Origin of the sequence: Duodenibacillus massiliensis (genome assembly GCF_928721995.1) — a bacterium.
GTDB classification, from domain to species: domain Bacteria; phylum Pseudomonadota; class Gammaproteobacteria; order Burkholderiales; family Burkholderiaceae_F; genus Duodenibacillus; species Duodenibacillus massiliensis.
On the sequence record NZ_OV788642.1, the window covers coordinates 1,968,502 to 1,994,935 of the forward strand.

A 26,434-nucleotide genomic window follows, 5' to 3' on the forward strand; every position below is an offset into this window, starting at 1 on the left:
TTTTGTGGAGGAGCTTTTCTCTCTTTTTATGCGCGAAGAGCGTTTAAGGCCGAGCCCGCACGGAACCACGTCAGCTGCTTGGCGTTATAGGAGTGCGCGGCTTCAAAACGTTCTTTTGTTCCGTCTTCGTGGGTGAGTTCCACGGTGACGGTCTTCCCGGGAGCGAGGTTCTTAAGCCCCAGCACCGAGATGCGGTCCTTTTCACGGATCTTGTCGTAGTCGGCCGGGTTCACGAAGGTCAATGCAAGCACACCCTGCTTTTTGAGGTTGGATTCATGGATTCGCGCAAGGCTCTTCGCGAGCACCACTTCAACGCCCAGGTAGCGCGGCTCCATGGCGGCGTGTTCGCGGCTTGAGCCTTCGCCGTAGTTGTCGTCGCCCACAATCACGGACGCAATCTTGTGGTTCTTGTAGTAGCGCGCGACCTTGGCGGGCGTATCGTAGCTCTTCGTGGCCGTATTCCAGACCTTGCCGGTTTCGCCGTTAAAGGCGTTTACGGCACGTTCAAGGAGGTTATCCGAAATCCGGTCAATGTTGCCGCGGTACGGAAGCCACTTGCCCCCCGGGGAGATGTGGTCGGTCGTGCACTTACCCTTGGCTTTAATGAGAAGCGGCAGCGCCGTCATGTCCTTGCCGTCCCAGGCGGGGAAGGGATCAAGCAGGCGGATGCGTTCAGCATCGGGGCTCACCTTGATTTCCACCTTCTTGTAGTCGGGGAGAATGCAGCCCTTCACTTCCTTCACAAAGCCCTTCACGGGGAGCTCTTCTCCCTGCGGGACTTTGAGGGTGTAGTTCATGCCGTTTTTGCCGCGCACAGAGTCCTTCAGGGGATTAAAGGTGAGGTCACCCTCAACGGCCATCGCCATCACGATTTCGGGGGACGCGAGGAACGCGTTTGTCTTTTTGCTCCCGTCATTGCGGCCGGCGAAGTTACGGTTAAAGGACTCGATGATGGAATTCGGAACCTTGGGGTTGCCGGTCGTGCGGTGCCACTGGCCGATGCAGGGACCGCAGGCGGTTGCCAAAACCGTGGCGTTCAATTTTTCAAAGACGTCAAGCACGCCGTCGCGCTTTAACGTTTCAAAAATCCGTACAGAGCCCGGCACAACCATGAGGGGCGTCTTTAAGGTGAGGCCGTTATCCAAAACCTGCTTGGCAACGCTTGCCGCACGCGTGATGTCTTCATAAGACGAGTTCGTGCAGGAGCCGATGAGGGCCACCTCGAGTTTCTGCGGATACCCCTTTTCACGCACGGTTTGAGCGACCGTCGACAAAGGCATCTTCGCATCCGGCGAGAACGGTCCGTTGATGTAGGGTTCAAGCGTCGAGAGATCAATTTCGATCACGCGGTCGTAGTACTTCTCGGGGTTGGCGACAACGGCGTCATCAGCCTGCAGGTCCTTGGCGACTTTATCTGCCATTGCAGCAACCGCCGCGCGGCCCGTGGCGGTGAGGTAGCGCTTCATCGCGTCGTCGTAACCGAAGACCGTGGTCGTGGCGCCCACTTCCGCACCCATGTTGCCGATCGTGGCTTTGCCGGTGGCAGACAAGTTCTTGCAGCCGTCGCCGAAGTATTCAATCACGCAGTTCGTGCCGCCCTTGGTGGTGAGGATCCCGGCGACCTTCAGAATCACGTCTTTGGGAGAAGCCCAGCCGTTTAATTTGCCGGTGAGCTTGACGCCGATGATTTTCGGCATCTTGAGTTCCCATTCCATGCCCATCAGAGCATCAACGAGGTCGGCGCCGCCCACACCGATGGCGAGCATCCCGAGACCACAGGCCGTGGGTGTGTGGCTGTCCGTGACAAGCATCATGCCGCCCGGGAAGTCGTAGTTTTCCAGAAACACCTGGTGGCAGATGCCGGAGCCCGCGGGCCAGAAGTCAAAGCCGTAGCGGCCCGAAACCGTGCGCAGGAAAGAGTACGTTTCCCAGTTACCCTTGTCGGCAACCTTCAGGTCCGGAATGGCGCCGCGGTTAGCCTGCACGAGATGGTCGCACACCATGGCCGCGGGAAGCGCAATGCGTTCTTTCTTCGAGGTCAGAAACTGAATGATCGCCATCGGGCCGCCGATGTCGTGCGTGCCCGCGCGGTCCGGACGCAGTTCAATGTAGTCCTTGCCGCGGGCAAAGTCCTTCATCGCATCCTGATGGTAAAGGTGCGTGTAGATGATCTTTTCCGTGAGCGTCAACGGGCGGTTTAAAACCGCACGCACGCGCGCCATGCGCTTGGGGAACTCCGCGTAGAACTTTTTGATCATTGCAAAGTCGCGGATGTGGGCCGTGTCTTCGGAGGCCTCAGCCGTTGCGGCAGCGTGGGGGAGCGCAGAGACCGCGGCAGCGGCGGCCGTGCCCTGAAGCAGTGTGCGGCGCGAGACGGTGACTTTTTGAGCCATGGTGTTTTCTCCTGTGTTTCGTTGCCGGAAATCATTCGTGTTCGGTGATTCCTTTCCGGCCGTTTTTTCTTACTGACCGGAATTTTTCTGCCGAAGCACCACTAAGTAGCCGCGGAAAAAATCAACACAAAGAGAAAACGCAAAGAAAAACCCGGCAGCCGAAAATGTCCGGTTGCCGGGTTCGTGCGGGACGTTAGCCCCGCGTTACATGTGCCGCATTACTTGGCGGAACGTGCCGCCGCTTCAAAGGCCGCGGCTTCACCGGCAATACGTCCGAAGACGATGATGTCGGTGTAGGCATTGCCGCCCAAGCGGTTCGTGCCGTGGGTGACGCCCGTGACTTCACCGGCCGCCCAAAGGCCCGGAATCACCTGGCCCTTGGCGGTGAGAGCCTGTGCCTTTTCGTTGATTCTCACGCCGCCCATCGTGTGGTGGGTGGAGGGAACGGCCTTAATCACGTAGTACTGGCCCTCACTCATGTCCATCAAGCCGCCTCTGTGATGGAAGTCCTTGTCGTTACCTTTGCCGGCCATCGAGGAGACACGTTTGACGGTGCTCTCAAGCTGTTTTAAGGGCATCTTTGTGAAGTCGGCGATGCACTTTAAGTCCGGGCACGTGGCCATGATGTCTTGCTTCGTGAAGGCTTCGTATTCGGTCGGGTGTTCCTTGACGGTATTGGAGATCTTGCCGATGTTGTCGTTCCAGAGCACCCAGCAGTAGTTGCCGGTCTGCTTCAAAATGGCTTCAGACAACACGTCGCGGCGTTCGAGCTCTTCCACGAAGCGCTTGCCTTCTTGGTTCAGCATAATCGCGCCGTCAAAGCGGCTGTCGGCAATCAATTCAATGACGCCAGAGATCGGGTCGCAGATCGGGTAGGTCTGGATGTAGCCCATGTTCACGAGCTGGGCGCCGGCGCGCTTGGCCATATAAAGCGCTTCACCGGTCGTGCCGGGGGCGTCTGTGGTCTTAAAGCGTTCATCAATCTTGGGGTTGTACTTCTTGACCATTGCCTTGTTGGCACCAAAGCCGCCGGTAGCCAGCACCACGCCGCCCTTGGCGTTAAAGGTGTAGGTTGCGCCGTGCGAGGTGGCCTTTACGCCCACCACGCGCCCGGTCTTATCCTTGATGAGTTCTTCGGCCTTCATGTCGGTGATCACCGGGATCCCGAGTTCATCGGCCTTGGCCTGGAATTTCGCAATGAATTCCGTGCCCGTGTGGCCCACCGGAATCAGCGCACGCTTGCGGCTGTGGCCGCCGAAGAAAAAGAGGTTGTCGTCTTCAAAACGCACGCCCAGGTAGTCGCGGCACCACTTGGCGGCGTCAAGGGCGTTGGCAGTCATGACGTTAATGACCTTCATGTCGCCCTTTTTGTCACCGCCCTTAAAGGTGTCGGCGGCGTGCCGCTCGGCGCTGTCGTCCAGGATCCCGAGTTTGGGCTGCACCCAGTTGCGCGCGGCATTCATTTCGGCGCCCGAAATGAGGGAGTTGCCGCCCACGGCCGGCATCTTTTCCAGAAGCACAACGTTGGCACCGGCGTTCTTTGCTTCAATGGCGGCGGAGAACCCGGCGCCGCCCGCGCCGATCACGACGACGTCGTAGTTACTGACGGCGGGGATGTTTTTGACAACCTTTTTAATGGCCTTGGCGTCGGCTTTGGAGAGCGTCACGCCGGCTTTTTTGGCGGCGTCTTTGACGGCATCAAGAAAGCCCTTCGAGGAGAAGGTGGCGCCGGAGATTGCATCCAGGTCGGCGCTGTTTGAGGCGATCACAGCTGCCTTCAGGTCGGTGTAGACCTTCTTGGCCAGCACCGGGTTTTCGGCTTCCTTCACGATCTCGATCGCCTGAATGCGGCCGTTATCAAAGGTGACGGCAACCGTCATGTCACCGTGTTTACCGACGCCCGTACCCTGCGTGGTGACGGGAGCGGCAACGGCAGCGGCGGACATAAGACCGACGGCGGCAGCTAAAAGAGTTTGACGAAACAACATGGATTCTCCTTACTTTGCGAAAAAGGGGAGTACGGGCGGCATACGTGCCGCCGCAGTCCCTCGGTAAAGATGCTTACCTAAAAATCATAATCCGCGCGCCGGGCGCGTGCGGCGGGCGATCTGCGGCTGTGTTGACGCAGACGGAGAAAGAAGCAAAAGCAAAGAAAAACAGGGTTTAGACGCTTGTTTTTCGGGTTAAACCTGTCTACAATATCGCGTTTTCGCATCCTTGCTGCACCGATACGACGCTCGGGCAGCTTATTTCCGTAAGGAGGAATCAATGCGTCATTATGAACTGTGCGTCATCGTGCACCCGGATCAGTCCGAACAGGTCCCCGCGATGATCGAGCGCTACAAGTCCCTCATCCTCGAACAGGGCGGTAAGGTTCACCGCATCGAAGACTGGGGCCGTCGTCAACTCGCTTATCCGATCCAGAAGCTCGTGAAGGCTCACTACGTGCTCATGAACATTGAGTGCACGAGCGAAACGCTTGCTGAGATCGAAAACGGATTCCGCTTCAACGACGCGATTCTGCGTCACCTCACCGTCAAGATGAAGAAGGCCGAAACGGCTCCCTCCGTCATGATGAAGACGGTTGAGAAGGATGAGGCCCGCAAGGCTGCCGCTGCTGCTGAAGCCGCCGCTGCCCGCGAAACTGAAGCTGCTCCGGCTGCCGAAGCCGCCGCAACCGAGGCCTGATAACGGATTAAGAACAAAGAGGCTCAGTGACTGAAACCACCAAGGCCTGCGGCATCAACACCCTTGCAATTTCCGGTGTTGTCGTCGAAGCCCGCGAGCTGCGCTACACGCCGGGCGGTATCCCCGTTTGGGAAGGGCGCCTGCATCACACGGCCGAGGTTTTCGAGGCCGGAGCGGTGAGAAAGCTCGAATTTGACTTTCCCGCGATTGCCTTTGCCGAAGCGGCTCTTGCCCTGGCAAAGACAGCAACAGGTAAGGCAATTCAAATCAAAGGGTTTCTTTCGCCGCGGTCGGTCAGGACACAAAGACTCGTTGTTCACATAACGGAATTCAAAAACTAGGAGTTGAAAAATGGCATTTGGTGCAAAAGGTAAGGGCAAGCCCCGCCGCAGCAACCAGCAGAGCGCTCTCTTTAAGCGCAAGAAGTTCTGCCGCTTCACGGCCGAACACGTCGAAATGATCGACTACAAGGACATCGATACGTTGCGTGATTTCATTCAGGAAAACGGCAAGATCATGCCGGCCCGCCTGACCGGAACCAAGGCGCACTATCAGCGTCAGCTCGACACCGCGATCAAGCGTGCCCGCTTCCTCGCTCTGTTGCCCTACACCGATAACCAGGGGACGCGTTAATCATGCAGGTCATTCTTCTCGAAAAAATTACTCACCTCGGTGAACTCGGCGCTGTCGTTAAGGTCAAGGACGGCTACGCCCGTAACTTCCTGATTCCTCAGGGGCACGCCAAGCGCGCCACCAAGGCCGCCATCGCTGAATTCGAAGCCCGCCGTGCCGAACTCGAAAAGGCCCAGGCTGAACGCATCGCTGCGGCTCAGGACGTGGCCTCCAAGCTCAACGGTCAGACCGTTGTGATTAAGAGCAAGGCCGGTGTTGACGGCCGTCTGTTCGGTTCCGTCACGAACGCCGACATCGCTGAAGCGGTTGACAAGCTCGGCTTCCAGATCAAGAAGAGCCAGGTCCGTACGCCGCTCGGCGCCATCAAGGCCGTGGGCGACTTCACGATCACCATCGGTCTGATGACCGACATCACCGCCGACGTCACCGTCCAGGTGGTGGCCGAAGAGTAAGAAGCCCTCGGGGTTCTTGCTTAGTGTGGGGCGCGTCTCAGACGTGCCCCGGCACTGCAAACCGGTTTGTTTTGCAGGCTGTCTTTTTTTGACGGCCCGGCGAAATGAACCGGTTTTCTTTTGCCTTGAAAAAATTGGAAAAATACGGATTGAGCAGGGGCCTTGAGTCGGATAAGATAGCGGCCTCAAAAGAAAAGAAGACCGAGTCTGGAGTGATGATGGACGATATGGATTTGGGGGCGATCCCCGTTGAAAATGCGGATACGGAAGTAGCGTCCGTACGCCGCCCCCCGCAGTCAATTGAAAGCGAGCAGAGTGTTCTTGGGGGCCTTCTGCTTGACAACAACGCCTTTGACCTCGTTGCCGACGTCATCGGCCCGGACGACTTCTACCGGCACGATCACCGCCTCATCTACGAAAAGATTCAGCAGATGTGCACGGCCGGTCAGCCCGCCGACGTCGTGACCGTCTTTACGGCTTTAGACAGCGAAGGCAAAGCCCAGGAAACAGGGGGCTTGGCGTACCTTTCAAACCTCGCGACCGGCACGCCCTCCGCGGCCAACATTCGCCGCTACGCTGAAATCGTGCGTGACCGCTCGATTCTGCGGCAGCTGGTGACCGCGGGCGACCAGATCGCCACCTCAGCGCTTGCCCCTCAGACCGGGGACGTCTCGCAGCTCCTTGACCAGGCCCAGAGCGTCGTCTTTGCCATTGACGAAAAGTCCAACAAGGGTAAGAAGGGTTTCCGCGTCTTAAATGAACTGGCCGCAGACGTCACGCGCGAACTGCAGGCCCTTTACCAGATTAAAAGCAGTGATGACGTCACAGGGCTTCCCACCGGCTTTACGGTATTGGACCGCATGACTTCGGGGCTGCAAAAGGGGGATCTCATCATCGTCGCGGGGCGTCCCTCCATGGGTAAGACGTCTTTTGCCTTGAATATCGCAGAGTACGCGGGGCTTTCACTCAAAATGCCCGTGGCGGTATTTTCCATGGAAATGACCTCGGTGCAGCTCGCGAAGCGCTTGATCAGTTCCGTGGGCCGCATCGACGCGCAGAAAATGCGCCGCGCCCGGTTTGATGACACCGACTGGTCGCACTACACCGAAGTGGTCGCGAATATGGCAAAGGCCCCGTTTTATATCGACGACACGCAGGGCCTGACGGTAAACGAACTGCGTGCCCGCGCAAGGCGCCTTGTGCGTAAGACCGGGCCCTTGTCTTTAATCGTCGTTGACTACCTGCAGCTCATGAGCGGGTCGGCTCGCGCTGCTGCCGCCGAAAACCGTGCGGCCGAAATTTCGGAAATTTCCCGAGGACTGAAGGGCCTCGCCAAGGAAATGGACGTCCCCGTCATTGCGCTTTCGCAGTTAAACCGCGGCGTGGACGCGCGTACCGACAAGCGCCCCGTGATGAGTGACCTCCGTGAATCCGGCGCTATCGAACAGGACGCCGACGTCATTCTCTTTATTTACCGCGATGAGGTCTACAACAAAGAAACGCCCGACAAGAACGTCGCGGAAATCATTATCGGCAAACAGCGTAACGGCCCCACGGGCATTGTGCGCATGCGCTTTGACGGTATGTTCACGCGCTTTGACAACTTGGCCGAAGACGTAAACGTTCCGCCCGAGATGGCGCAGTAAAGATTGGGAGAGATGTATGTGGGAGAGTCTGAGTTCAGTTAACTGGGGGGACGTTGCACTGTGGTGTGCGGTCATTGTTCTGATTCTTGTGGGGATTGCCGGGACGATTGTGCCGGCGCTGCCCGGGCATCCCATGATTTTTGCGGGCGGGTGGCTTGCCGCCTGGATCGGGGACTATCAGGAAATCGGCTGGGTGACGTTGGTTATCCTGGGGGTACTCACGGTGATCGGCTTTGCCGTTGACTGGGTCGCGCAGACAATGGGCGCGCAGAAAGCCGGGGCCACGAAGTACGGTACCGCGGGCGCTTTGATCGGCACGATCGCCGGGCTATTTATGGGCATTTTCGGGATTCTTTTTATGCCCCTGATCGGCGCCTTTATCGGGGAATTCATTGCGCAGCGCAACCTCAAGGTGGCCGGCAACGTCGGCATTGCCACCTGGATCGGCATGATGGTGGGGTCGGCACTTAAGATTGCGCTGGCGTTCATGATGACCGGCATCATTTGTTTTGCCCTTTGGTTCTGATAGAGAATTTTTAGGGGTGTGCCGGCGGTGTGTTCTGCACTGCCGGACAGCGCAGAGGCTCGGGAGGCTATGATCTTTCGGGCCTTTGTTTTTGGGGTGTGCCGTTTGAACTGAGGGAGCGTTGTTGTAGGGTAGGCCCCTAAAACCGAAAATTCGCGTTTTCTCTTTTAAATCAACAAACTATTTTTTGATGCACAAATCCGTTTTGGACAGTAGTGTAGTAGAGTCTATTTTGGACAGCAGTGCTGTTTGACGCGAAAAAAAACGGGCGGAAATTCCGCCCGTGAGTGCTTGAAAGACGCGGTTTAGAGCGCCTCAGCGGCAAAGTCCGCGAGGCGGCTTCGCTCGCCCCTTTCAAGCGTCATGTGGCCTGCGTGCTTCCAGCCTCTGAAGCGGTCAACGACGTAGGTAAGGCCCGAGGAGCCTTCGGTGAGGTAGGGCGTGTCGATCTGCGCGATGTTCCCGAGGCACACAATTTTTGATCCCGGACCCGCACGCGTAATGAGCGTTTTCATCTGCTTGGGCGAGAGGTTCTGGGCTTCGTCGATGATGACAAGCTTATTTAAAAACGTTCTGCCGCGCATAAAGCTCATGGATTTGACGCGGATGCGGCTGCGGATGAGATCATTGGCGGCGTTGCGGCTCCAGTCGCTTGTGCCGCGCTCGCTCTTATTTAAAACCTCGAGGTTGTCTTCCAGAGCCCCCATCCAGGGCTGCATCTTTTCTTCTTCAGTGCCGGGCAGAAACCCGATGTCTTCGCCCACAGAGACGGTCGCACGCGTAAAGATGATTTCGCTGAATTTGCGCATATCCAGTGTCTGCGTGAGAGCCGCCGCAAGCGTGAGAAGGGTCTTGCCGGTTCCGGCCTGCCCGAGTAACGTCACAAAGTCGATCTCGGGGTTCATCAAAAGGTTTAAGGCCATGCTCTGCTCGGGGTTACGCGCGTGAATGCCCCAAACTGCATTTTGCGGCTGCATGTAGTCCTTAAGCGTTGCAAGCGTCACGATGCCGTTTTCAACGCTTTGCACCTGCGCAAGAAACTCGGCGTCTTTTGAGGCCACAAATTCGTTCACGTAAAACGTGAGGCCGGGCAGTGCCGCAAACCGGTACCACGTGCGGCCGTCCGCCTGCCAGGACTCAAGGCTTTTGGCGGTGAGGTCCCAAAAGTTCTCAGGCAAAACCGTGCGGCCCGTGTAGAGAATGTCCGTGTCGTCGATCGTCTTATCGTTAAAGTAGTCTTCGGCGGCCATCCCCAGGGCCGTCGCTTTGATGCGCATGTTGATGTCTTTACTCACAAGCACCACGGACTTGTGGGGAAGTTTTGCCTGCAGCGCCTTTACGGTCGCAAGGATCATGTTGTCGGCTTTTCCCGCGGGAAGTCCCGAGGGGAGTTCGGCCCTCAGTTCCTCCGTCTCAAAGAAAAGCCGGCCCTTACATTCGCGGTTTCCGAGCGCATTTAGGGGCGCACCCTCGGTGATGTCGCCCGCGGAGGTTTCCAGCAGCTGATCGATGCTGCGGCTTACCTGTCGGGCGTTACGCGCAATGTCGCTCACACCGGTCTTGTGGTTGTCGAGTTCCTCAAGCGTTGTCATCGGGAGAAACACGTCGTGCTCCTCAAACCGGAAAATCGACATCGGGTCGTGCAAAAGGACGTTCGTATCAAGCACAAAAACGCGCGGTTTGTCGGCGGTTTTGGCAGCGCGCCCTTTTCTGAGGCGGCTGGCACCCGCGTCCGCCTCTTTGGGGACCGAACGCTCCTCTTTGGCGGCTTTTCCAGGTAACTTCAGGGCGGGCGCTGCGGGCCTGGGGCTCTTTGCGGGTTTCTCGTGTTTCAGAGCCTTTGCGTCGGGCGTCTTGGTTGCGGGCTTAGAGCCCTCTTTTGCGGTTCTGGCCTTAACAGCCGCCGGGGCTTTCGCCTTCACGGGTTTGGCAGCCTTTTTGAGGTCTTCGGGTTTGACACGGGCACCGTATTCACGGCGGGCGAGGATATCGCCTTCAACTTTGGGGGCAGAGGGAAGCGGCATAGGACTTACCGAACAAACAAATTTTTGATACGCACAATCGTAGCGGGATTGTTTGTTCTCTGCATGACGAGCCCGCCCGGAAACTCACGGGCGGGCTTTGGTTGGAAAGGCATCAGCCTTTTGGCGTGAAGTACCCCGGGTACTCGCGCACGGCACGCACCACGCCGCGGCAGACGGCCTGCGCCACACGCGTCTGGTGCTGGGAGCTTCTCAAGCGGCTCTCGTCGCTCGGGTTACTCAGAAATCCGGTTTCAATGAGAATCGAGGGAATGCCCTGGGCTTTCAAAACCGCAAACTCGGCGGATTCCACGCTGTCTTTGTGCAGCGATTCGACTTTACCCATTTCAGCAAGCACCGCGTGCCCGATCTGTAGCCCCGCAATGAGTTTGGATTCGGCGAGCATGTCAACTGCGGCCTGGCGCGCCTGCTGCGGGACGGTGGAAAAGTCAACGCCCCCGATTTCGTCCACCTTATTTTGTGTCTGCGCCAGCCACCGGGCCTGCAGGGACGAAGCCCCCGTCGTACTTAACGTAAAGACCGAGGCCCCGTGCGCAGAGGACGAGGTCCAGGCGTCGGCGTGCACGCTCACAAAAAGATGCGCTTTTTCGGTGACCGCGCGCTGCGCGCGTTTATGTAAGGGGATAAAGACGTCGGTCGTACGGGTAAGAACGGCGCGCATTCCGCGCGTGCGGTTAATCTGGTTAGCGAGCTTTTTGGCAATCTCCAGAACCACGTGCTTTTCGTAGGTCTTTTTGCGGCCCACGGCACCGGGGTCGGCACCGCCGTGCCCGGCATCAATCACCACGCAGATTGTTTCCTTTTTGCGGGCGGTGTTTTGTTTCACGGGTTTGTGCTCGGCGGCCTTCGCTGTCTGCCGGGGTGTGCTTTCTGTCTGCGTGATCTGAGCGGACTTTCCTTCGGCAAAGCGCACGCGGAAACGCGAGAGGGAACTGCCGGTAAGGACGGCACCGCCCACGCCCTTCTTCATCTCCGCGACGATACGCACAGTGTCGGGCTTATATTGCCCGCAGCGTACGTCCGAGACAAAGCGGTCCGAGGCAATGCGCCGGATATCGCGCGAGAGTTCCTCGGTGAGTTTCACGCCCTCAATATCGATGAGGTAGCGCACGGGGTTGCGGCCGCCCAACACATGCGTGCGGATTTTTGAGGCCCCCGGCGCCGAGACCGTGAGCACGCCGTAAGAGGATGTCCGATCGTAGTCGGCGGAAAGCCTGGCGGCAGCGGCAAGCGTCACAACGGGCACGCCGTAGGCGAGCGTGAGCATGGACGCTAAAAGTGTGCGGCGGGAGGTCATGGCGTTACTTGCACCTTCTTTAAAACGCGGCGGCCAAGCTCTGTTGTGGCCGTCATTTTCGCGGTGCGCGAAAGGGGCGTCTCAGGCGTGAGTTCAATCACAAGGTCCGCCGCGGGCAGTAACGGTTCTGCTTTTTCACTCCATTCGGATACGCAGACGTTGCCGGCACCGAAAAGATCCCGGAAACCCGCATCGTCAAATTCCTGCGGGTCTTCAAACCGGTAGAAATCAAAGTGGTGCAGCGTGATGCCGTCAGTGAAGTCGTAATCGGTCACAAGCTCAAACGTGGGGCTTTTCACGCGCCCGGCAAAACCGGCAGCGCGCAAAAGCGCGCGGGTAAACGTGGTCTTTCCGGCGCCGAGGTTTCCCTCAAGGCGCAGGTTAAAACCGGTTTCCCGCAGTGCGGGTGCGTGTGCCAGAAGCGCCGCGCAGAGTGTGGCTGCGAGGTGCGCCGTGGCCGCTTCATCGGCTAACGTGAGCGTTGTGATTTCGTCCTCTCTCATGATGGCCGCAAGTATAACGGGAGAGACTTGAGAGGCCTCATTTTTTTTCAACAATGCGAACAGACTTTTACATGCGGCCGGAGGTACCTCCTTATTTACGCCGCCGAAGGCTTGTGAAAGAATACGGATCCCTTTTTTCGTGCCTATCGTGCCGACCGGAGTCTGTATGCAGGAGAGCCTTGCCAAAATTCTCTCGTTTGTGGCCTTTATCGTCCTGGGCTACATCCTTCGGCGCACGGGTGTTTTAAAGGCGGAGACTTTCCACGCGGTGAGCGGCCTGGTGATCTATGTGACGCTCCCTTGCGTCATTGCCGCAAACCTTAACGGCATCCGCATCGAAGGCACGATGCTTCTGATCGCGCTTTTTGGCTTTGCCGCAAACATCCTGCTTCTCACCTACGCCTGGATCCTGACACTGAGAACGAAAGACCGGGATATGCGGGACTTTATCCGTTTGAACCTCGGGGGCTTTTCGGTGGGGCCCTTTGCCGTCCCCTACGTTTCGGCCTTTTATCCGTCGCATGGGGTGCTCGCAACGTGTGTTTTTGACGTCGGAAACGTCATTATGAGCGGTGGCGGCACGTATGCGCTCATATCCGGCAGCCGCGTACAGACAACCTTCAGGGCGGCCGTAAAACTTATCGCCTCAAAACTCGTGCGCTCGGGCCCTCTGGTTGCCTTTGCCGTGATGGTGGTGTTGTCGCTGTTTTCTCTGAAACTTCCTCAGGGCGTGGTGGAGATTGCCAAGATCGGCGCGGCCGCGAACGCCTTTTTGTGCATGATCATGATCGGGGAGAGCATTGACCTCTCGATGACACTGAAAAAGTTTCTGATCGTCGCGCGCATCGTGGCTTTGCGCATTATCCCCTGCATTGCCTTGGCCTGGTTTGCCTACCACTACATTCCGGCAGACGACGAGGTACGAAAGGCGCTTGTTTTAACGTGTCTTGCGCCCATGCCCGCAATGAGTCTTATCTACACGGCAAGCCTGGGGCTAGACCTCGCGATGGCGGCAAACTTAAGCTCCGTGTGTGTCGCGGTTTCGATTGCCTCGATGTCGGTGGCCCTGATGATCATGTAGGCGGGCAACAAAAACGGGAGCAACTCAGATACGAGCGCTCCCGTTCACCGCCATTAAAACCGCTTAGCGGACGATGCAGCCGTCTTCACCTTCAGCGCGCGGCGTGATGGTGCCGATGCGGTAAACCGTTTCGCCTTCGGCGCGGAAGGCTTCCGCGGCTTTTTCAGCGTCTTCGGCTGCGACCACCACGGCCATGCCGATGCCGTTATTAAAGACGCGGTGCATTTCGTGGTCGGTGATGCCGCCCTTTTCCTGCAGCCAGTCAAAGATGGCGGGGCGCTTCCAGCTGCCCGCGTCGATTTCGCACTTCACGGTTTCAGGCAGAACGCGCGGAATGTTTTCCACGAGGCCGCCCCCGGTGATGTGGGCCATCCCCTTGATTTTCACCTTCTGCAGGACGTTTAAGACCTGTTTGACGTAAATGCGGGTGGGTTCCATCGCGCGGTCCGCAAGCGTTGCGCCGTCAAAAGGCATGTTCCAGTCGGCTCCGGCGACTTCCACGACCTTGCGGATTAAGGAAAAGCCGTTGGAGTGGGGGCCGGAAGAGGCAAGACCCAAGACCACGTCGCCCGCGGCAATCGTCTTACCGTCAATGATTTCGTCTTTTTCCACAACGCCCACGGCAAAACCGGCGAGGTCATATTCGCCCTCGGGGTACATGCCGGGCATTTCCGCGGTTTCGCCGCCGATTAAGGCGCAGCCCGCAAGTTCACAGCCCTTGGCGATGCCTTTGACAACACGTTCGGCGATGTCGACGTTCAGTTTTCCGCAGCCGTAGTAGTCAAGGAAAAAGAGGCTCTTTGCGCCCTGAACGAGGATATCGTTCACGCTCATTGCCACAAGGTCCTGACCCACGGTGTCGTGGCGGCCGAGCTTAAAGGCAAGCATCAGCTTGGTGCCAACGCCGTCGGTGCCGGAAACGAGCACCGGGTTGCGGTATTCGCGGCCGATTTCAAAGAGGGCGCCGAACCCCCCGATGCCGTTTAAGACGCCGGGAATCAGGGTTCGCTTTGCCGCGGGCTTAATGCGTTCAACGAGTTCGTCACCGGCTTCAATGGAAACGCCTGCGCCGGCGTAAGACAGTTGTGTCATAGGAAAAATTACCGCTAAAAATAGGGAATAGAAAGAAGTCGCGCTACACTTGCCGCGGCCCGCATTCTCTGCAAACGATTATTGTAACGGAAGGCGGCGCCCCGGGTTCCCGTTTTTTGTGCGGGAGTGGCTCACTTTTTGACTTTTTTCTTTGAAACCGCGGTTTTGCATGCCCTTTGAGCAATTAGCCCTCAATCTGACCGAGACCGAAGCGCCGACACTGGAAAATTTCGACGCCGACGGTAACCGTGAGGCGGTGGCTGCGCTGGCTGCCTGCCGTGCGGGCACGGGGCCGCAGTTTATCTGCCTCTGGGGCCGGGCCGGAAGCGGCCGCACACATTTGCTGCGCGCTTTAACGCCGCAGCAGTCGCGGCGCGTGCCGGAGTTTGATGAGCGCATCCGGCTTTACACCGCGGATAACGTCGAAGCGTTTGACGCCGAAGACATGGAGCGGCTTTTTATCCTCATGAATGAGGTAAGGGCGCACCCGGCCTCGCGCCTGGTGACCTCAGTCGACAGGCCCCCTCTGATGCTTGCCGTGCGCGAAGATATCCGTAGCCGCCTTGCCTGGGGCCTTACCTTTGAAATCCGGCCCTTAAACGCAGAGCACGCAATGGCCGAATTTGAGCGCCGCGCCGTGATGCGGGGCATTGACCTCAGTCCCGAAGTGCTTCACTGGATTGAGACCACCTGCCCGCGGGACATGAAAACGCTCATGCGGCTCTTAAACGCCGCCGATGTGTATTCATTGCAGCGCAAGCGCCGCGTCACGATTCCTCTGATGCAGCAGCTTCTTGAAACCTTATAAGAACTGTCAACTACCCCTGACTGAAGTCAGAGGCTTGGCAACAAGTCTTGGTTGACTAGCCTCAGTCCGTTTTCGGACGGACTCCGTTGGTTGGGAATCCGTTCCGTCGCAAGACGGGACGCAAACAGGCACCGCGGGATGTCGATCCTAGTCCCGCGCTCTGCGGTCTGCGGTTAAAAGCTCTGAGAGGTAGGAGCGGTGCTTCAGACAACAAACCCCTTCCAACATTGGCGAAGGATCACCACCGACCGCAAGGTCGAGCAGACGGAGCCCGTGAGGTATCCGTCAATGGAGAACACTTTGAAAGTTTTTGTGTTGAATATGCGCGGGCAACCGCTCATGCCGTGCTCCCCGCCCAAGGCGCGTAAGCTCCTTCGGGCCGGGAAGGCCGTGCCTGTGCGCCGAACGCCCTTTGTGATTCAACTGACGGTGCCGACGGGCGAAACAAAGCAGCCGATCACCTTGGGTGTGGATGCGGGCTACAAGCACGTCGGCCTGAGCGCAACGACCGCCAAGGAAGAGTTGTTGGCTTCCGAGGTCGAACTGCGGCAGGACGTGACGGGCTTGCTCTCGAATCGCTTGGCACTTCGCCGCTCCCGACGCAACCACAAGACCCGCTACCGTGCGCCGCGTTTTGATAATCGCGTTCGATCAAAGCACAAGGGTTGGCTTGCGCCGTCCGTTGAAAACCGCATTCAGGCGCACATATCGCGCATTGAAGCGGTTTGCCGAGTGCTTCCGATCACCAAAATCGTGATTGAAACCGCATCCTTCGACATTCAGAAGATCAAGAATCCCGAAGTCGAAGGCACGGACTATCAGCAAGGCGAGCAGCTTGGCTTTTGGAACGTGCGCGAATATGTGCTGTTCCGCGACGGTCACGTTTGCCAAGCCTGCAAAGGCAGATCGAAAGATCTGATTCTCAACCTGCATCACATTGAGAGTCGGAAAACGGGAGGCGACGCGCCGGGCAATCTCATCACGCTCTGCGAGGCGTGCCACAAGGCGTATCACGCAGGCAAGTTGAAGCAGTTCAGTCCCCGGCGCGGCGCTTCTTTCAGGGCAGAGACTTTCATGGGCCTCATGCGTTGGACGGTGCTCAACCGCCTGCGCGAGCGCCATCCCGAATTGCCTGTCACGAATACCTACGGGTATCTGACCAAACACAAGCGCATCGTCGCGGGCTTGCCGAAGACGCATTGCGCGGATGCTTTCTGCATTGCTGGCGTCCTCGACGCAAAACGTCGGGGCGAATACCTGTTTCAGAAACAGACGCGCCGCCACAATCGCCAGATCCACAAGCTGACGATTCTCAAAGGAGGTGTGCGCAAGCGCCATCAGGCTCCGTACCTAGTGCACGGCTTCAGGCTCTTTGACAAGGTGCTGTGCAAAGGGGAAGTCGGCTTTATTTTTGGCAGACGCTCCTCGGGTGCATTCGATGTGCGCCGTCTGAACGGTACAAAGATTTCTGCCGGTATTTCCTACAAGAAACTTTCGCTTCTTGAGAAGCGAAAGACGTTTTTAACCGAACTGAGAAAGGAGGACCGCGATTCCTCCCGCGTCTGAAGACGCGGGTTTCCTCGCGGAATTTCTATGAAACTCGCTGTTTTTGACCTCGACCACACCCTGATGCCGATGGACACAAGCGGCTCCTGGGTGATCTGGATGACGGCTGCCTCAGGCTTAAGGCTTGAACCGGTCCTTGCCGCCGTTCGTAAGTTTGACGCCGATTACGACGCCGGGTGCCTTGATATCGACGAATTTATGGCAACCCAGATGCAGTGGCTCGCCAGGTTTCGCCGGGCGCATCTGGAGCGCGTGCGGGAAGCCTTCACGAAGTACTGGCTCGCGCCCAACGTGCCGCAGGCCTCCCTCGACCTCGTTGAAAGCCACCGCGCCGTGGGCGACGTGACCGCCGTCTGTACGGCCACGTACTCTTTTGCTAGCGCCCCTTCCGCCAGGCTTTTCGGCGTCGAGCATCTTTTGGCGTGCCGGGCGGAAACGGATGAGCGGGGTGAATTTACGGGGCGGCTTGCCGGCAGAAACAGTTTCGGCCCCTCAAAGATTGCGTACGTAAAGGATTTTCTCGCAACCGACACATGCCGGGGACTTACCGCAGCCGACGTTGTTTTTTATTCCGACTCGATGGTCGATATGCCGCTTTTTAACTTTGTGGACGCCGCGGGCGGCACGTGTGTGGCGGTGAACGCGTCGCCGGAACTTGCGGCCGAAGCCGACCGCCGCGGCTGGAAGAAAATCGCGACTTATACCGAGGAGATGCTCGCGCGGGCTATGATTCCCGACATGGGCGCACAGTTTTATCCGGAGGTTTTCCGTCATGTTTGATCGTATCCGTCGTATGGTGACCGACTTTCTGAGCGGGCCGGACAGAACGCTCAGCAAGACCCCGCGCGTGATTCCCGCCTCCGAGCACGGCATTGACCCGAAACTTGTGCCCTTCAGCGCGAAGCGCACCTGTGAACTCCTGCAAAACCGGGGCTTTAAGGCGTATATCGTGGGCGGAGCCGTCCGTGACCTCCTGTTGGGCGCAACTCCCAAAGATTTTGACGTGGCAACCGACGCCACACCGCAGCAGGTAAAGCGCATTCAGCGGCGCGCCTTCATCATCGGTAAGCGCTTTCGCCTTGTGCACGTTGTTTTCGGTCAGGAAATCATTGAGTGCTCGACTTTCAGAGCCCTGGACGCCGACGGCGTCCGAAAAGATGCTCAGGGGCGGGTGGTAAGTGACAACGTTTTCGGCGAAATGTGGGAAGACGCTGCGCGCCGCGACTTTACGGTAAACGCCCTTTACTACGATCCCATGAAGGGCGACGTGTTTGACTACCACCACGGCTGGGAAGATCTGCAGCGAAAGCGCCTCAGAATGATCGGGGACCCCGAAGAGCGCTACCGTGAAGACCCCGTGCGCATGATGCGTGCGGTGCGTATTGCCGCAAAGTTGGGCTTTACGATGGAAGCCGCGACCGAAAAGGCGATTCCGAAGATGGCGGGGCTTTTGGCAAACGTCCCGGCAGCACGCCTTTTTGACGAGATGATGAAGCTTTTTACGAGCGGGCACGCCGAAGAGTGTCTGATCGGTTTGCGAAAAGAGGGCCTGCACCGGTCGCTGCTGCCGATGCTTGACGTGATCCTCTCTGAGCCCGACGGCGAAAAGTTTCTGATGCTCGCGTTAAAGCGCACGGATGAGCGCATCGCCTCCGGCAAAAAGATTTCCCCGGCCTTTATGTTCTGCACACTTTTGTGGCCCCAGGTTGTGAAGCGCTGGGAAGCCTACGAAGTGAAGCAAGGCATGAAGCGTGCCGAAGCCCTTTTTGCCGCCAGTAACGACGTGATTGCGACGCAGTGCAGCCGCCTTGCGATTCACAACCGCTTCGTGGAAGACATGAAGCTCATCTGGATGATGCAGCTTCGCTTTGAACGCCGCACCGGCAAGAACCCCTTTACGCTTGTTAAGCACCTCAAATACCGGGCTGCGTACGACTTTTTGCTGCTCAGATCGCTTTTGGGGCACGTGCCCGCGGACCTCGTGCAGTGGTGGGACACCTTTGCCTACACGACGCCCGATGAGCAGGTGCGGATGGTAAGAGCCGTGGAGCAGCAGGCGCGCCAGACCGCGGAGGCCGCACGCGAAGGCAGCCGCCGCAAGAAAAACGGCCGACGCTGCCGCGGCTCAGAGCGCTTTGAAGAAGCGCCGAAGACGTCTGAAGTGCCGGCAGTGACGTCTCCTGCGGCAAAGACGGAAGAGCCGCTTCTCATTGCCAAAAAGCCCGAACCCGAAAAGATTACGCATGAAGCGCACGCGATGCTGCCGCATGAACGCACGGTAGTAACTTCTGAGGGCGAAACGCTTGTGCAGGTGGAAACGCGGCGGGATGCGGCCGAGACAGATGAAGTAAAGCCCGCGCGCCGGCGCCGTATGAAGAAGGCGGCGGATGTGAAAGCGGCGGTGCCCGAGAAGGGACCCGAACTTTCCGAAAAAGCGCCGGTTGCTGAAACCCCTGCCGCCGCACCGGAAGCTGCGGCGCCTGAAGCGCCGGCAGAAAAACCGGCTGCGCCGAAAAAGCGTGTGGTGCGCCGTAAGAAGGCTGTTGAGGCGGCGGCGGACACTGTGGCAGAAAAGCCCGCCGGAACGCCGGCAGAACCTGCTCCGGAAGCACCTGTTAAAAAGCGCGCTGTGCGCCGTAAAACCGTAAAGACCGAAGGCGAAGCGGCAGGTGCGGCGCCGGCTTCTGAGGAAGCGGCACCGGAAGCCGCTGTGAAAAAGACGGTGCGCCGCCGTAAAAAGACCGAACCGGAAACTTCGGACACTGTTGCCGAAGAAAAGCCCAAGCGTCGCCGTACGGTGAAAAAGGCGGAGACGCCTGAAGCTCAGCCTGAAGCAACAGCTGCCGAAGAGGCCCCCGCAAAGACCGTGCGCAAACGCCGCACGAAGACTGCGGACGATGCGGAAAAAACCGGTGAAGCCGCACCCAAAAAGCGTGTTGTGCGCCGCAAAAAACCGGTTGAGGCTGAGGCATAAATGACAACGGCTTATGTGGCTTTGGGCGCTAATCTCGGTGAGGCGCCCGCGACACTGCGTGCGGCGCTTGCGGACATCAATGCCGTGCCCGGTATCCGCGTGGTAAAGACCTCGTCCTTTTACCGCACGGCGCCCGTTGACTCAAGCGGCCCGGACTACACCAACGCGGTCTGCAAAGTGGAGACGACGCTTTCAGCTGACGCGCTTTTGAGCGCTTTGCAGACGATTGAAAACCGGCACGGGCGTGTGCGGCCCGCGGGTGTGCACAATGCCCCGAGAACGCTTGACCTCGATGTTCTTCTGTACGGGGATACGGTGATTCACACGTCTCGCCTTACCGTGCCGCACCCGAGAATGCACGGGCGGGCGTTTGTGCTTTTTCCGCTTTGTGAAATTGCCCCTGAGATTGAGATCCCTGGCGTGGGGAAGGCGAAGGACTTTCTTGCGTCCGTAGCTGACCAGGGAATCGAAAAACTTGCATAATGAGCGGCCCGCTGATTTCCGGCGGGCTTTTTTCTGAGATACGTTTCGATGCTGAATTTTTTTACGCAGCTGCCTGTAGCAGTACAGGCAGCGGGCCTTTTGGTGCTTTCCAACTGCTTCATGACCTTTGCCTGGTACGGCCACTTAAAGTACCTCTCGGGAAGCGCCTGGTATGTGGCAGCCGTGGTGAGCTGGAGCATTGCGCTGTTTGAGTACCTTCTGCAGGTGCCCGCAAACCGCATCGGGTTTTCGGAGCTCTCTTTGGCGCAGCTCAAGATCATGCAGGAGGTGATCACGCTCACGGTCTTTATCCCCTTTGCGCTTTTCGTGATGAAGGAGCCTTTCCGGATGGATTACGTCTGGGCGGCGCTTTGCATGGTGGGGGCGGTCTATTTCATCTTCCGGTCGGCTTAAGTGCTTGGGCTGCCGGCAGTGTGTTGACCGCCGGCATCAGCCTGCAGGCTCTTTATTAAGTCAGGTGCGTTTTGATCCTGTGGCGGGAAGCGGGGCCCTTGCCGACCTGCTCGATAAGTCCATGGGTGTCCAGCTCCCGGATACGGGACCGGGCTGCACCTTTCTTTTGAAGTACTTCAAGTACTGTACCGGCATCGGCATTGTCCGGGAGCGCCGCAGCAGAGCGGCTCATCAGCAGTTTGATTGTAAAGCGCCTGGGAGCGATCTCCAGAAGGTCATCTGCGAGCATGCCTGGAAAAGCAGAACGAATCAGCCGAAAATCGCTGCCGTCACCCGCCGTTACTGAGCGCTTCCAGATGCTCGTTTCGTCTTGTCATCATGCCGGCCAATACCAAGTCTTGATCGAGCCCGGGAAGGGTTTCGTAATGTTGAAAATCTCGAGGCAATGGTGCTTTTGTGCTGCTCAAATTTGGTGATCCCTTTGCCAAACCATGCTGTCTCCGGAAAGCCCGCTAAACAACAACCTTCCGGTGAGTTGCTTGATTTTTTTACCCACAACTATGCGCGAAGAGCCTTAAAAATCGAACCTTTGATTTTTAAAGTCCTGACTACCGTGTGCATCGCATCGTCAGCGAACTCCGTAAGGATGAGCTCTGTTGAGCTCTGATCGGAGCAAAGTAGGGCTAGATTGGTCCAGCAGCCGAGAGTCCCGCTCCAAAGTCCGTACCGCAGCTCTCTTTTCGGGGGAATGATGACGCCGGCTTGCGCACAGAAAGCGTTCATGGCATTAAAGCTCAGTGTCTGGACGGCGGACGGTTGCGCTTCAAACGGAGTGATAGGTGTGTCTCTTACGATCCGGGCGATATCGGCCAAGGATGCGGGGACGCTGGCTGATTCCGTGCGGACGTAGACGCCCTCAGGTCGATCGGGGATCATTGAGTAAGGACGCAGATTTCCCGCCGTGACATGTACATGCACTACAGCGATTTCGTTTTCTCTCAGCACCTCTGCGGAGATACACCCGATCATAGAGGGGCAGATGCGGCGGGCAGCGGTGGCGATGTTTCTGATGATTCGCTCAGGGCAGTCCACGCCGACCGGACGGCCGTCATTATCCACTCCGATGTAGAGATCGCCTCCGGCGGTGTTGGCAAAGGCGACCAGCGTTTCAGTGACCGGCGCTTTGTCCCAGGTTTTCCGGACAGCGGTTGTGAGTGTGTCAAATTTCGGCAGGACGAGAGTTATGCAATTGAGTGTTTGTCAATCGATCGCATCGATCTGATCGATTAACTTATTGAAAATAAACGGTAAAACAAGATGCCTGCTGATGATTTAAAACATGTATGATCGATTTTATATCAATTGGGGTATGGATAATCGGATGACTTTTGAAGTGCCGTTTTTTTCCCAACCTGTTGCAATTGCCCGCGAAAATCGGGATAATTCACGACCTGTCGTTTCCCGGCGGTTTCTTCGCCGGCCGACAAAGTGCCCGAGTGGCGGAATGGTAGACGCAGAGGACTCAAAATCCTCCGCCTAATAAGCGTAAGAGTTCGAGTCTCTTCTCGGGCACCATCCGCAAGTTCTCTTGTTTCCTTTCCTTGTAGTTAAGTCATATTTTTTTCTGACTGTCCTGCCAAAGCATCGGGATGTGAGCCGTTCTCTTGGTGCATAAACAAGACAAATTGTCAGAACAGTGAAAGCTACTCAACTGAGGTCTTGTGTTCGACCACTTTTCTGATATCCCACAGCGTCTGAATTTTGCGGTCCTTCAGAACCTGTATCGTTTCGAGTTCGACTACGAGAACGTCACCTTTGCCGAATCGCTCTTTGCCACTGTCAACGGCCTGCAGAAACTGTTGATCTGAGATTGATGCAAAAACAGAAGTTTGTTCACTCGCGGGTAGGTGACAGAAGGACATTGCAAAACATCGGCTTTCTCTTGGTCAAATTTAAGACGTGCCTGAAAATTGAGCTTCTGCAATGAAAATGCTTGTATCCAAGATGCCTCTTGTCATCGGCGAGTTCTACGAGACGGTGCTTAAACCGATGGCACTTGAAAAGGGCGGCATTACGGCCATGACCATTGTGCCCCTGGGGGCACTTGCGGTGAAGACTTCGCCGCTTCTCATCCGCTCTTATATCCCGGAACTGCAGGACGCGGGCGTTGTGAACGGATCAGGTGACATTATCGATCTTGACCGCCTGCAGGTTTTTGCGCTTGACTACCTGAAAAAGCAGCCCTTTGAGCTTGCGGGGTACAAAGCGATGCCTGAAGACGTACAAAAGCTCTACGACCTTTCGGTAAAGTACGCACTGTAACGGATAAATTTCTGTAGGTTCCTCCACGAGTTGTGGAGGTGTATGGCTTGGAGAATTGACTGCGAACAGGTTCGACCGCAAGCTATATCAGCTTTTGCTGAACCGTTGCCAGGTCATCCGCTTCCTTGAGATTTTCAAGGAAGGCCGCAATCTCCCGCGGTGTTTTTCCTCCGGCAACCAGGATCTGTGTATCTGTGATCGTCGCAGTCACGCCTGATTGCCACTCCGGGCAAAGCCCGTTCTGAAGCAGAACTTTGAGTTCTGCTTCAGAGAGTTTCCCGAATTGTGCCCAGATGCTGTCAGCCGTCTCAATGTCCGCGGCGGAAAGGTGATCAAAACTTGGTTTGCAGGTTGTCGCAAGTCTCAGCCCGTGGGGGCCTCGGGCAAAGCCGTCCGCGGCCGGTGATGCTTCGCCGGAGAAAAGAGCCGCAACGTCGGTAAGCATTGGTCCGTCGGGCAGGGCTTCTGCGGAGCTGCCGGTAAATCGCTCGGCATGCCGAAGTAAAAAGGCTCTTTCAGCGAGGTAAAGGAGCAGCAAGAGGCTGAAGGCCGAAACACTCGTACCGGCGAGCCAAAGGAGACGGGCTGCAAGCTCAATGGCTTTTTCTCGATGGAAGACAGGCATGGCAGGAAATAAAAACAGGGAGACAACTAAAAAGTTATCTCCCTGTCGAAATTCTGGTCGGGGTGAGAGGATTCGAACCTCCGACTCCTACGTCCCGAACGTAGTACTCTACCAGGCTGAGCTACACCCCGAAACTTCGTACGGCATCAGGACTTTTTATCGGTCCCGCTCCGCTGCGAAGGACAGAAACTTTATCAGAGATTCGCGGAATTGTCCAGCCGGAAGAGAATTTAATGCTTCCACGCCTTTTTTTGCCTCTTCAAGCGCCCGTGCGTGGCACTTTTCGATGGCTCCGGTTTCCACAACGATGCGGCTGATTGCCTCAAAGTCACCGTCTCCGGCGCGGATGGCTGCGCGGATCATTTCCTTGTCCGCGTCAGAAGTCGCCTGCAGTGCGTAGATCACGGGAAGCGTCACCTTGCCTTCGCGAAGGTCAGCTCCGAGGTTTTTGCCGATGTCGGCGGCCACGCCCTTGTAGTCAAGGATGTCGTCAGCGATCTGGAAAGCGTTACCAAGGCAGAGGGCATACTGTGCACAGGCGTCTTCGTAGGCCTTGGGGGCGTCAGCTAAAGCTGCTGCCATGTGTGCCGCAGCTTCAAAAAGGCACGCGGTCTTGCGTTCGATCACGGCAAAGTAGCGCTTTTCATCGACATCCGGATCGTGGGCATTGGCCATCTGCAGGACTTCGCCCTCGCTTAAGCGGTTGGCGGCATCGGCCAGCGCCTGCATCACCCGAAGGTTTCCGGCTCTCACCATCATCTGAAATGAGCGCGTGTAGAGGAAGTCCCCGACGAGCACCGCAGGGCCGTTACCCCAGCGGGCGTTGGCGGTTTCCCGTCCCCGGCGCATCATGCCTTCATCGACCACATCGTCGTGCATGAGCGTTGCGGTGTGAAGAATCTCAATCACAGCACCGAGAAAGGGTGCCGCCTTTGTCTTTTCTCCCATGGCGCGCGCCATCAGGATGAGAAGCGCCGGGCGCATGCGTTTGCCGCCCGCCTGCGTGATGTAGCGCCCGATTTCCTGCACGCGGGCAACGGAACTTGACATCTCTTCGGCGATGACGCGTTCGACTTCAGCCATATCGGCGGCAATGGGAGCAAGCGCCGCACGGACGGCTTCTTTGGTGGCGGTAGTGGTGGCCATGGTGAAAAACAGAAAGTTGATTAAGGAGGCTGTACGGCAGAAAAACCATCTGAAGCACAGAACCATGGACGCAATGATAGCCGCGGCGGGTGCCCTTGACTGTGCGGCCGTCCTAAAACGCTTTTTGGTTTACTGAATCAGGTGCAGCTGCCGCGCTTCGTAAACGGCTTCGCCGCGCGAGTGGACGTTAAGCTTTTTGTAGATCTTCTTGACGTGCGTGGTGACGGTGTGTTCGCTGATCGAAAGAATCTCAGCAATTGCCGTCAACGTGAGGCCCTTAGCGAGGAGCCCCATGATGTCAAGCTCCCGGCGCGAGAGGATGTCGCTTGCGGGCGCAGGCGCCGCGGTGTTTCTTGAGTGCAGGGCGCGCAAAACCGAACGGGCGATGAGGGGGCTCACGGGCGACCCGCCCGCAGCCATCACCTTAAGGCTGTCAGCAATACGCGGCGCATCGTTCGTGACGAGAATGTAGCCGTCGGCTCCGGCTTCCACGCTTTGCATGACGGTGTTTTCTTCGCTCACGTCCGTGGCAATGAGGATATGGGCATCCGGATTTTTTTTAAGTACCGCGCGCGTGATTTCCGCGCCGCACCCGTCCGGAAGCCGGGCGTTTACGACCGCCAGATCCACGGGCGTGCGGTCAATCAGGGGCATTGCACGACGTTTGTTGGGGGCCGTTGCCGCCAGATGAAACGCCGAGTCCTGCATGAGCTCAAGCATGTAGTGCCGCATCCGGATTTCGTCCGGTTCGACAATGAGAACCCGCCATGCCGCCGTTGTCATCGCCCTGTTTCCTTAATGCAGCAGGCCTTCGAGTTTTTCGGTGTCCGCGGCAAAGCTGCGGATCCCCTGGGCAAGTTTGCCGCTAGCCAGGGGCGAAGCGTTTAACGCATACCGAAAGTCGCATTCTGAGATCGTGAGGGGCTCAACGGACTTGAGTTTCTCAGCGTCCAAAACGCGGGGCAGAGGGGCAAAGGTTGTGTTGAGTTCGTCGATAAATTTCGGCGCAATCGTGAGGAGGTCGCAGCCGGCAAGCGCCGTGATTTCCCCTTTGTTGCGGAAACTCGCTCCCATCACCTGGGTTTTGCTGCCGCTTGCTTTAAGTGCCTTCCAGATCCGTGTGACGGACTGTACGCCCGGGTCGTTCACGCCAGCCATCGCGGTTTCGTCCCAGAGGGCGCCTTCCTTGGCTTTGTACCAGTCGTAGATGCGGCCCACAAACGGGCTGATGAGCGTTGCCCTGGCCTGCGAGGCGGCTATGGCCTGCGGCAGGTCAAAGATAAGCGTCATGTTGCAGTGAATGCCTTCAAGCTCCAGCACGCGCGCAGCCTGTGTGCCTTCCCACGTGCAGGCAATCTTGATGAGAATCCGTTCGCGTGAAATGCCGAGCGCTTCATAAAGCGCAATGATGCGGCGGGCTTTTTCCACCGTGGCGCGCGGATTAAAGGAGAGGCGGGCGTCGACTTCGGTACTTACGCGCCCCGGAATGTGCTGCAGGATTTCAGCGCCGAAGGCGGTCAAAACCCGGTCAATGCGGTCAGAGGCCGATTCCGGGGCCCGGCGGGCTTCGCGCAAAACCGCTTCGCCCCGCGGCGTCATGGCGGCTTTGAGAATGAGCGAGGGGTTGGTGGTGGCTTCCGTGGGCCGCACGCGCGCAATTTCATCAATGTCGCCGGTATCGGCCACAACCGTGGTCCAGGTCTTTAGCTGCGAGAGCTCGCTCTTGGTGTCTGTCATTTTTAT

The 26,434-nt window shown here is 57.5% G+C and carries 26 protein-coding genes and 2 tRNA genes; 16 read left to right on the forward strand and 12 right to left on the reverse strand.

What is annotated here, in order from left to right:
• Positions 1-26 precede the first annotated feature (26 nt).
• On the reverse strand, positions 27-2,393 hold the full coding sequence (locus tag NXF97_RS09065; protein WP_274955782.1) for an aconitate hydratase: 2,367 nt from the start codon (positions 2,391-2,393) through the stop codon (positions 27-29).
• Positions 2,394-2,611: 218 nt separating this feature from the next.
• Complete coding sequence (locus tag NXF97_RS09070; RefSeq protein WP_274955783.1) at positions 2,612-4,381, reverse strand: flavocytochrome c; 1,770 nt, start codon at positions 4,379-4,381, stop codon at positions 2,612-2,614.
• Positions 4,382-4,661: 280 nt separating this feature from the next.
• Here NXF97_RS09070 and rpsF point away from each other — a divergent pair, with 280 nt between their 5' ends.
• The 6 genes from rpsF (at position 4,662) to NXF97_RS09100 (ending at position 8,338) form a co-directional block, all read left to right on the forward strand.
• Entirely contained in the window at positions 4,662-5,081 is a 420-nt protein-coding gene (gene rpsF / locus NXF97_RS09075; RefSeq protein ID WP_022372503.1) for a 30S ribosomal protein S6, read from the forward strand.
• A 26-nt stretch (positions 5,082-5,107) separates the two neighbouring features.
• A complete protein-coding gene (priB, locus tag NXF97_RS09080) occupies positions 5,108-5,422 on the forward strand; it encodes a primosomal replication protein N (protein WP_235836728.1) in 315 nt (104 codons plus the stop codon).
• Positions 5,423-5,432: 10 nt separating this feature from the next.
• Positions 5,433-5,714, forward strand: coding sequence for a 30S ribosomal protein S18 (gene rpsR / locus NXF97_RS09085; protein WP_022372505.1), 282 nt, complete (start codon positions 5,433-5,435; stop codon positions 5,712-5,714).
• A 2-nt stretch (positions 5,715-5,716) separates the two neighbouring features.
• Positions 5,717-6,166, forward strand: a complete 450-nt coding sequence (rplI, locus tag NXF97_RS09090; protein ID WP_022372506.1) for a 50S ribosomal protein L9 — start codon at positions 5,717-5,719, stop codon at positions 6,164-6,166.
• 215 nt (positions 6,167-6,381) lie between these two features.
• The gene (gene dnaB, locus NXF97_RS09095; protein ID WP_235836727.1) at positions 6,382-7,812 is read left to right on the forward strand and encodes a replicative DNA helicase; all 1,431 of its coding nucleotides are present in this window, start codon (positions 6,382-6,384) and stop codon (positions 7,810-7,812) included.
• Between the two features lie 16 nt (positions 7,813-7,828).
• Positions 7,829-8,338 carry a DUF456 domain-containing protein gene (locus tag NXF97_RS09100; protein ID WP_274955784.1) on the forward strand — a complete coding sequence of 170 codons (510 nt, stop codon included), beginning with the start codon at positions 7,829-7,831 and terminating at the stop codon, positions 8,336-8,338.
• Between the two features lie 305 nt (positions 8,339-8,643).
• Here NXF97_RS09100 and NXF97_RS09105 read toward each other — a convergent pair whose 3' ends face one another.
• The 3 genes from NXF97_RS09105 to tsaE form a co-directional block, all read right to left on the reverse strand.
• Complete coding sequence (locus NXF97_RS09105; protein WP_074009091.1) at positions 8,644-10,362, reverse strand: PhoH family protein; 1,719 nt, start codon at positions 10,360-10,362, stop codon at positions 8,644-8,646.
• 112 nt (positions 10,363-10,474) lie between these two features.
• Positions 10,475-11,677 (reverse strand): N-acetylmuramoyl-L-alanine amidase, encoded by a 1,203-nt coding sequence (locus NXF97_RS09110; protein ID WP_274955785.1) that lies wholly within the window; start codon positions 11,675-11,677, stop codon positions 10,475-10,477.
• Positions 11,674-12,180 (reverse strand): tRNA (adenosine(37)-N6)-threonylcarbamoyltransferase complex ATPase subunit type 1 TsaE, encoded by a 507-nt coding sequence (gene tsaE / locus NXF97_RS09115; RefSeq protein WP_022372511.1) that lies wholly within the window; start codon positions 12,178-12,180, stop codon positions 11,674-11,676. Before tsaE ends, NXF97_RS09110 begins: the two co-directional genes overlap by 4 nt.
• Positions 12,181-12,346: 166 nt before the next feature.
• On the opposite strand from tsaE, the gene NXF97_RS09120 reads away from it, so the two are divergent.
• Entirely contained in the window at positions 12,347-13,261 is a 915-nt protein-coding gene (locus NXF97_RS09120; RefSeq protein ID WP_022372512.1) for an AEC family transporter, read from the forward strand.
• A 63-nt stretch (positions 13,262-13,324) separates the two neighbouring features.
• Here the strand turns inward: NXF97_RS09120 and purM are convergent, their stop codons facing one another.
• Positions 13,325-14,353 (reverse strand): phosphoribosylformylglycinamidine cyclo-ligase, encoded by a 1,029-nt coding sequence (purM, locus tag NXF97_RS09125; RefSeq protein ID WP_022372513.1) that lies wholly within the window; start codon positions 14,351-14,353, stop codon positions 13,325-13,327.
• 169 nt (positions 14,354-14,522) lie between these two features.
• Here purM and NXF97_RS09130 point away from each other — a divergent pair, with 169 nt between their 5' ends.
• From NXF97_RS09130 to NXF97_RS09160, 7 genes are all read left to right on the forward strand, one after another.
• Positions 14,523-15,161 carry an HdaA/DnaA family protein gene (locus NXF97_RS09130; RefSeq protein WP_022372514.1) on the forward strand — a complete coding sequence of 213 codons (639 nt, stop codon included), beginning with the start codon at positions 14,523-14,525 and terminating at the stop codon, positions 15,159-15,161.
• Between the two features lie 288 nt (positions 15,162-15,449).
• Entirely contained in the window at positions 15,450-16,727 is a 1,278-nt protein-coding gene (gene iscB / locus NXF97_RS09135; RefSeq protein ID WP_274955786.1) for an RNA-guided endonuclease IscB, read from the forward strand.
• A gap of 27 nt (positions 16,728-16,754) precedes the next feature.
• Positions 16,755-17,507, forward strand: a complete 753-nt coding sequence (locus NXF97_RS09140) for an HAD family hydrolase (RefSeq protein ID WP_274955787.1) — start codon at positions 16,755-16,757, stop codon at positions 17,505-17,507.
• Positions 17,500-19,701 carry a polynucleotide adenylyltransferase PcnB gene (gene pcnB / locus NXF97_RS09145; protein WP_274955788.1) on the forward strand — a complete coding sequence of 734 codons (2,202 nt, stop codon included), beginning with the start codon at positions 17,500-17,502 and terminating at the stop codon, positions 19,699-19,701. Before NXF97_RS09140 ends, pcnB begins: the two co-directional genes overlap by 8 nt.
• Positions 19,702-20,184, forward strand: a complete 483-nt coding sequence (folK, locus tag NXF97_RS09150; protein ID WP_022373398.1) for a 2-amino-4-hydroxy-6-hydroxymethyldihydropteridine diphosphokinase — start codon at positions 19,702-19,704, stop codon at positions 20,182-20,184. It begins immediately after the preceding gene.
• Positions 20,185-20,232: 48 nt separating this feature from the next.
• Positions 20,233-20,598, forward strand: a complete 366-nt coding sequence (locus tag NXF97_RS09155) for a DMT family protein (protein WP_022373397.1) — start codon at positions 20,233-20,235, stop codon at positions 20,596-20,598.
• A gap of 64 nt (positions 20,599-20,662) precedes the next feature.
• On the forward strand, positions 20,663-20,944 hold the full coding sequence (locus tag NXF97_RS09160; RefSeq protein ID WP_143183038.1) for a hypothetical protein: 282 nt from the start codon (positions 20,663-20,665) through the stop codon (positions 20,942-20,944).
• Positions 20,945-21,156: 212 nt separating this feature from the next.
• On the opposite strand, the gene NXF97_RS10820 is transcribed toward NXF97_RS09160, so the two are convergent.
• Positions 21,157-21,843 carry a helix-turn-helix domain-containing protein gene (locus NXF97_RS10820; RefSeq protein ID WP_353885207.1) on the reverse strand — a complete coding sequence of 229 codons (687 nt, stop codon included), beginning with the start codon at positions 21,841-21,843 and terminating at the stop codon, positions 21,157-21,159.
• A gap of 245 nt (positions 21,844-22,088) precedes the next feature.
• On the opposite strand from NXF97_RS10820, the gene NXF97_RS09170 reads away from it, so the two are divergent.
• Positions 22,089-22,173 (forward strand) — tRNA-Leu (locus NXF97_RS09170).
• A gap of 408 nt (positions 22,174-22,581) precedes the next feature.
• Entirely contained in the window at positions 22,582-22,920 is a 339-nt protein-coding gene (locus tag NXF97_RS09175) for a hypothetical protein (RefSeq protein WP_022373394.1), read from the forward strand.
• An 82-nt stretch (positions 22,921-23,002) separates the two neighbouring features.
• Here the strand turns inward: NXF97_RS09175 and NXF97_RS09180 are convergent, their stop codons facing one another.
• The 5 genes from NXF97_RS09180 to NXF97_RS09200 form a co-directional block, all read right to left on the reverse strand.
• Complete coding sequence (locus NXF97_RS09180; RefSeq protein ID WP_022373393.1) at positions 23,003-23,545, reverse strand: type II toxin-antitoxin system antitoxin SocA domain-containing protein; 543 nt, start codon at positions 23,543-23,545, stop codon at positions 23,003-23,005.
• 54 nt (positions 23,546-23,599) lie between these two features.
• Positions 23,600-23,676: transfer RNA gene (locus NXF97_RS09185), tRNA-Pro, on the reverse strand.
• A 25-nt stretch (positions 23,677-23,701) separates the two neighbouring features.
• Positions 23,702-24,691, reverse strand: coding sequence for a polyprenyl synthetase family protein (locus NXF97_RS09190; protein WP_022373392.1), 990 nt, complete (start codon positions 24,689-24,691; stop codon positions 23,702-23,704).
• A 129-nt stretch (positions 24,692-24,820) separates the two neighbouring features.
• The gene (locus NXF97_RS09195; RefSeq protein ID WP_022373391.1) at positions 24,821-25,474 is read right to left on the reverse strand and encodes a LuxR C-terminal-related transcriptional regulator; all 654 of its coding nucleotides are present in this window, start codon (positions 25,472-25,474) and stop codon (positions 24,821-24,823) included.
• Positions 25,475-25,486: 12 nt separating this feature from the next.
• Positions 25,487-26,428: a transaldolase gene (locus NXF97_RS09200; RefSeq protein WP_274955789.1), complete on the reverse strand. Its 942-nt coding sequence runs from the start codon at positions 26,426-26,428 to the stop codon at positions 25,487-25,489.
• Positions 26,429-26,434: the final 6 nt, after the last annotated feature.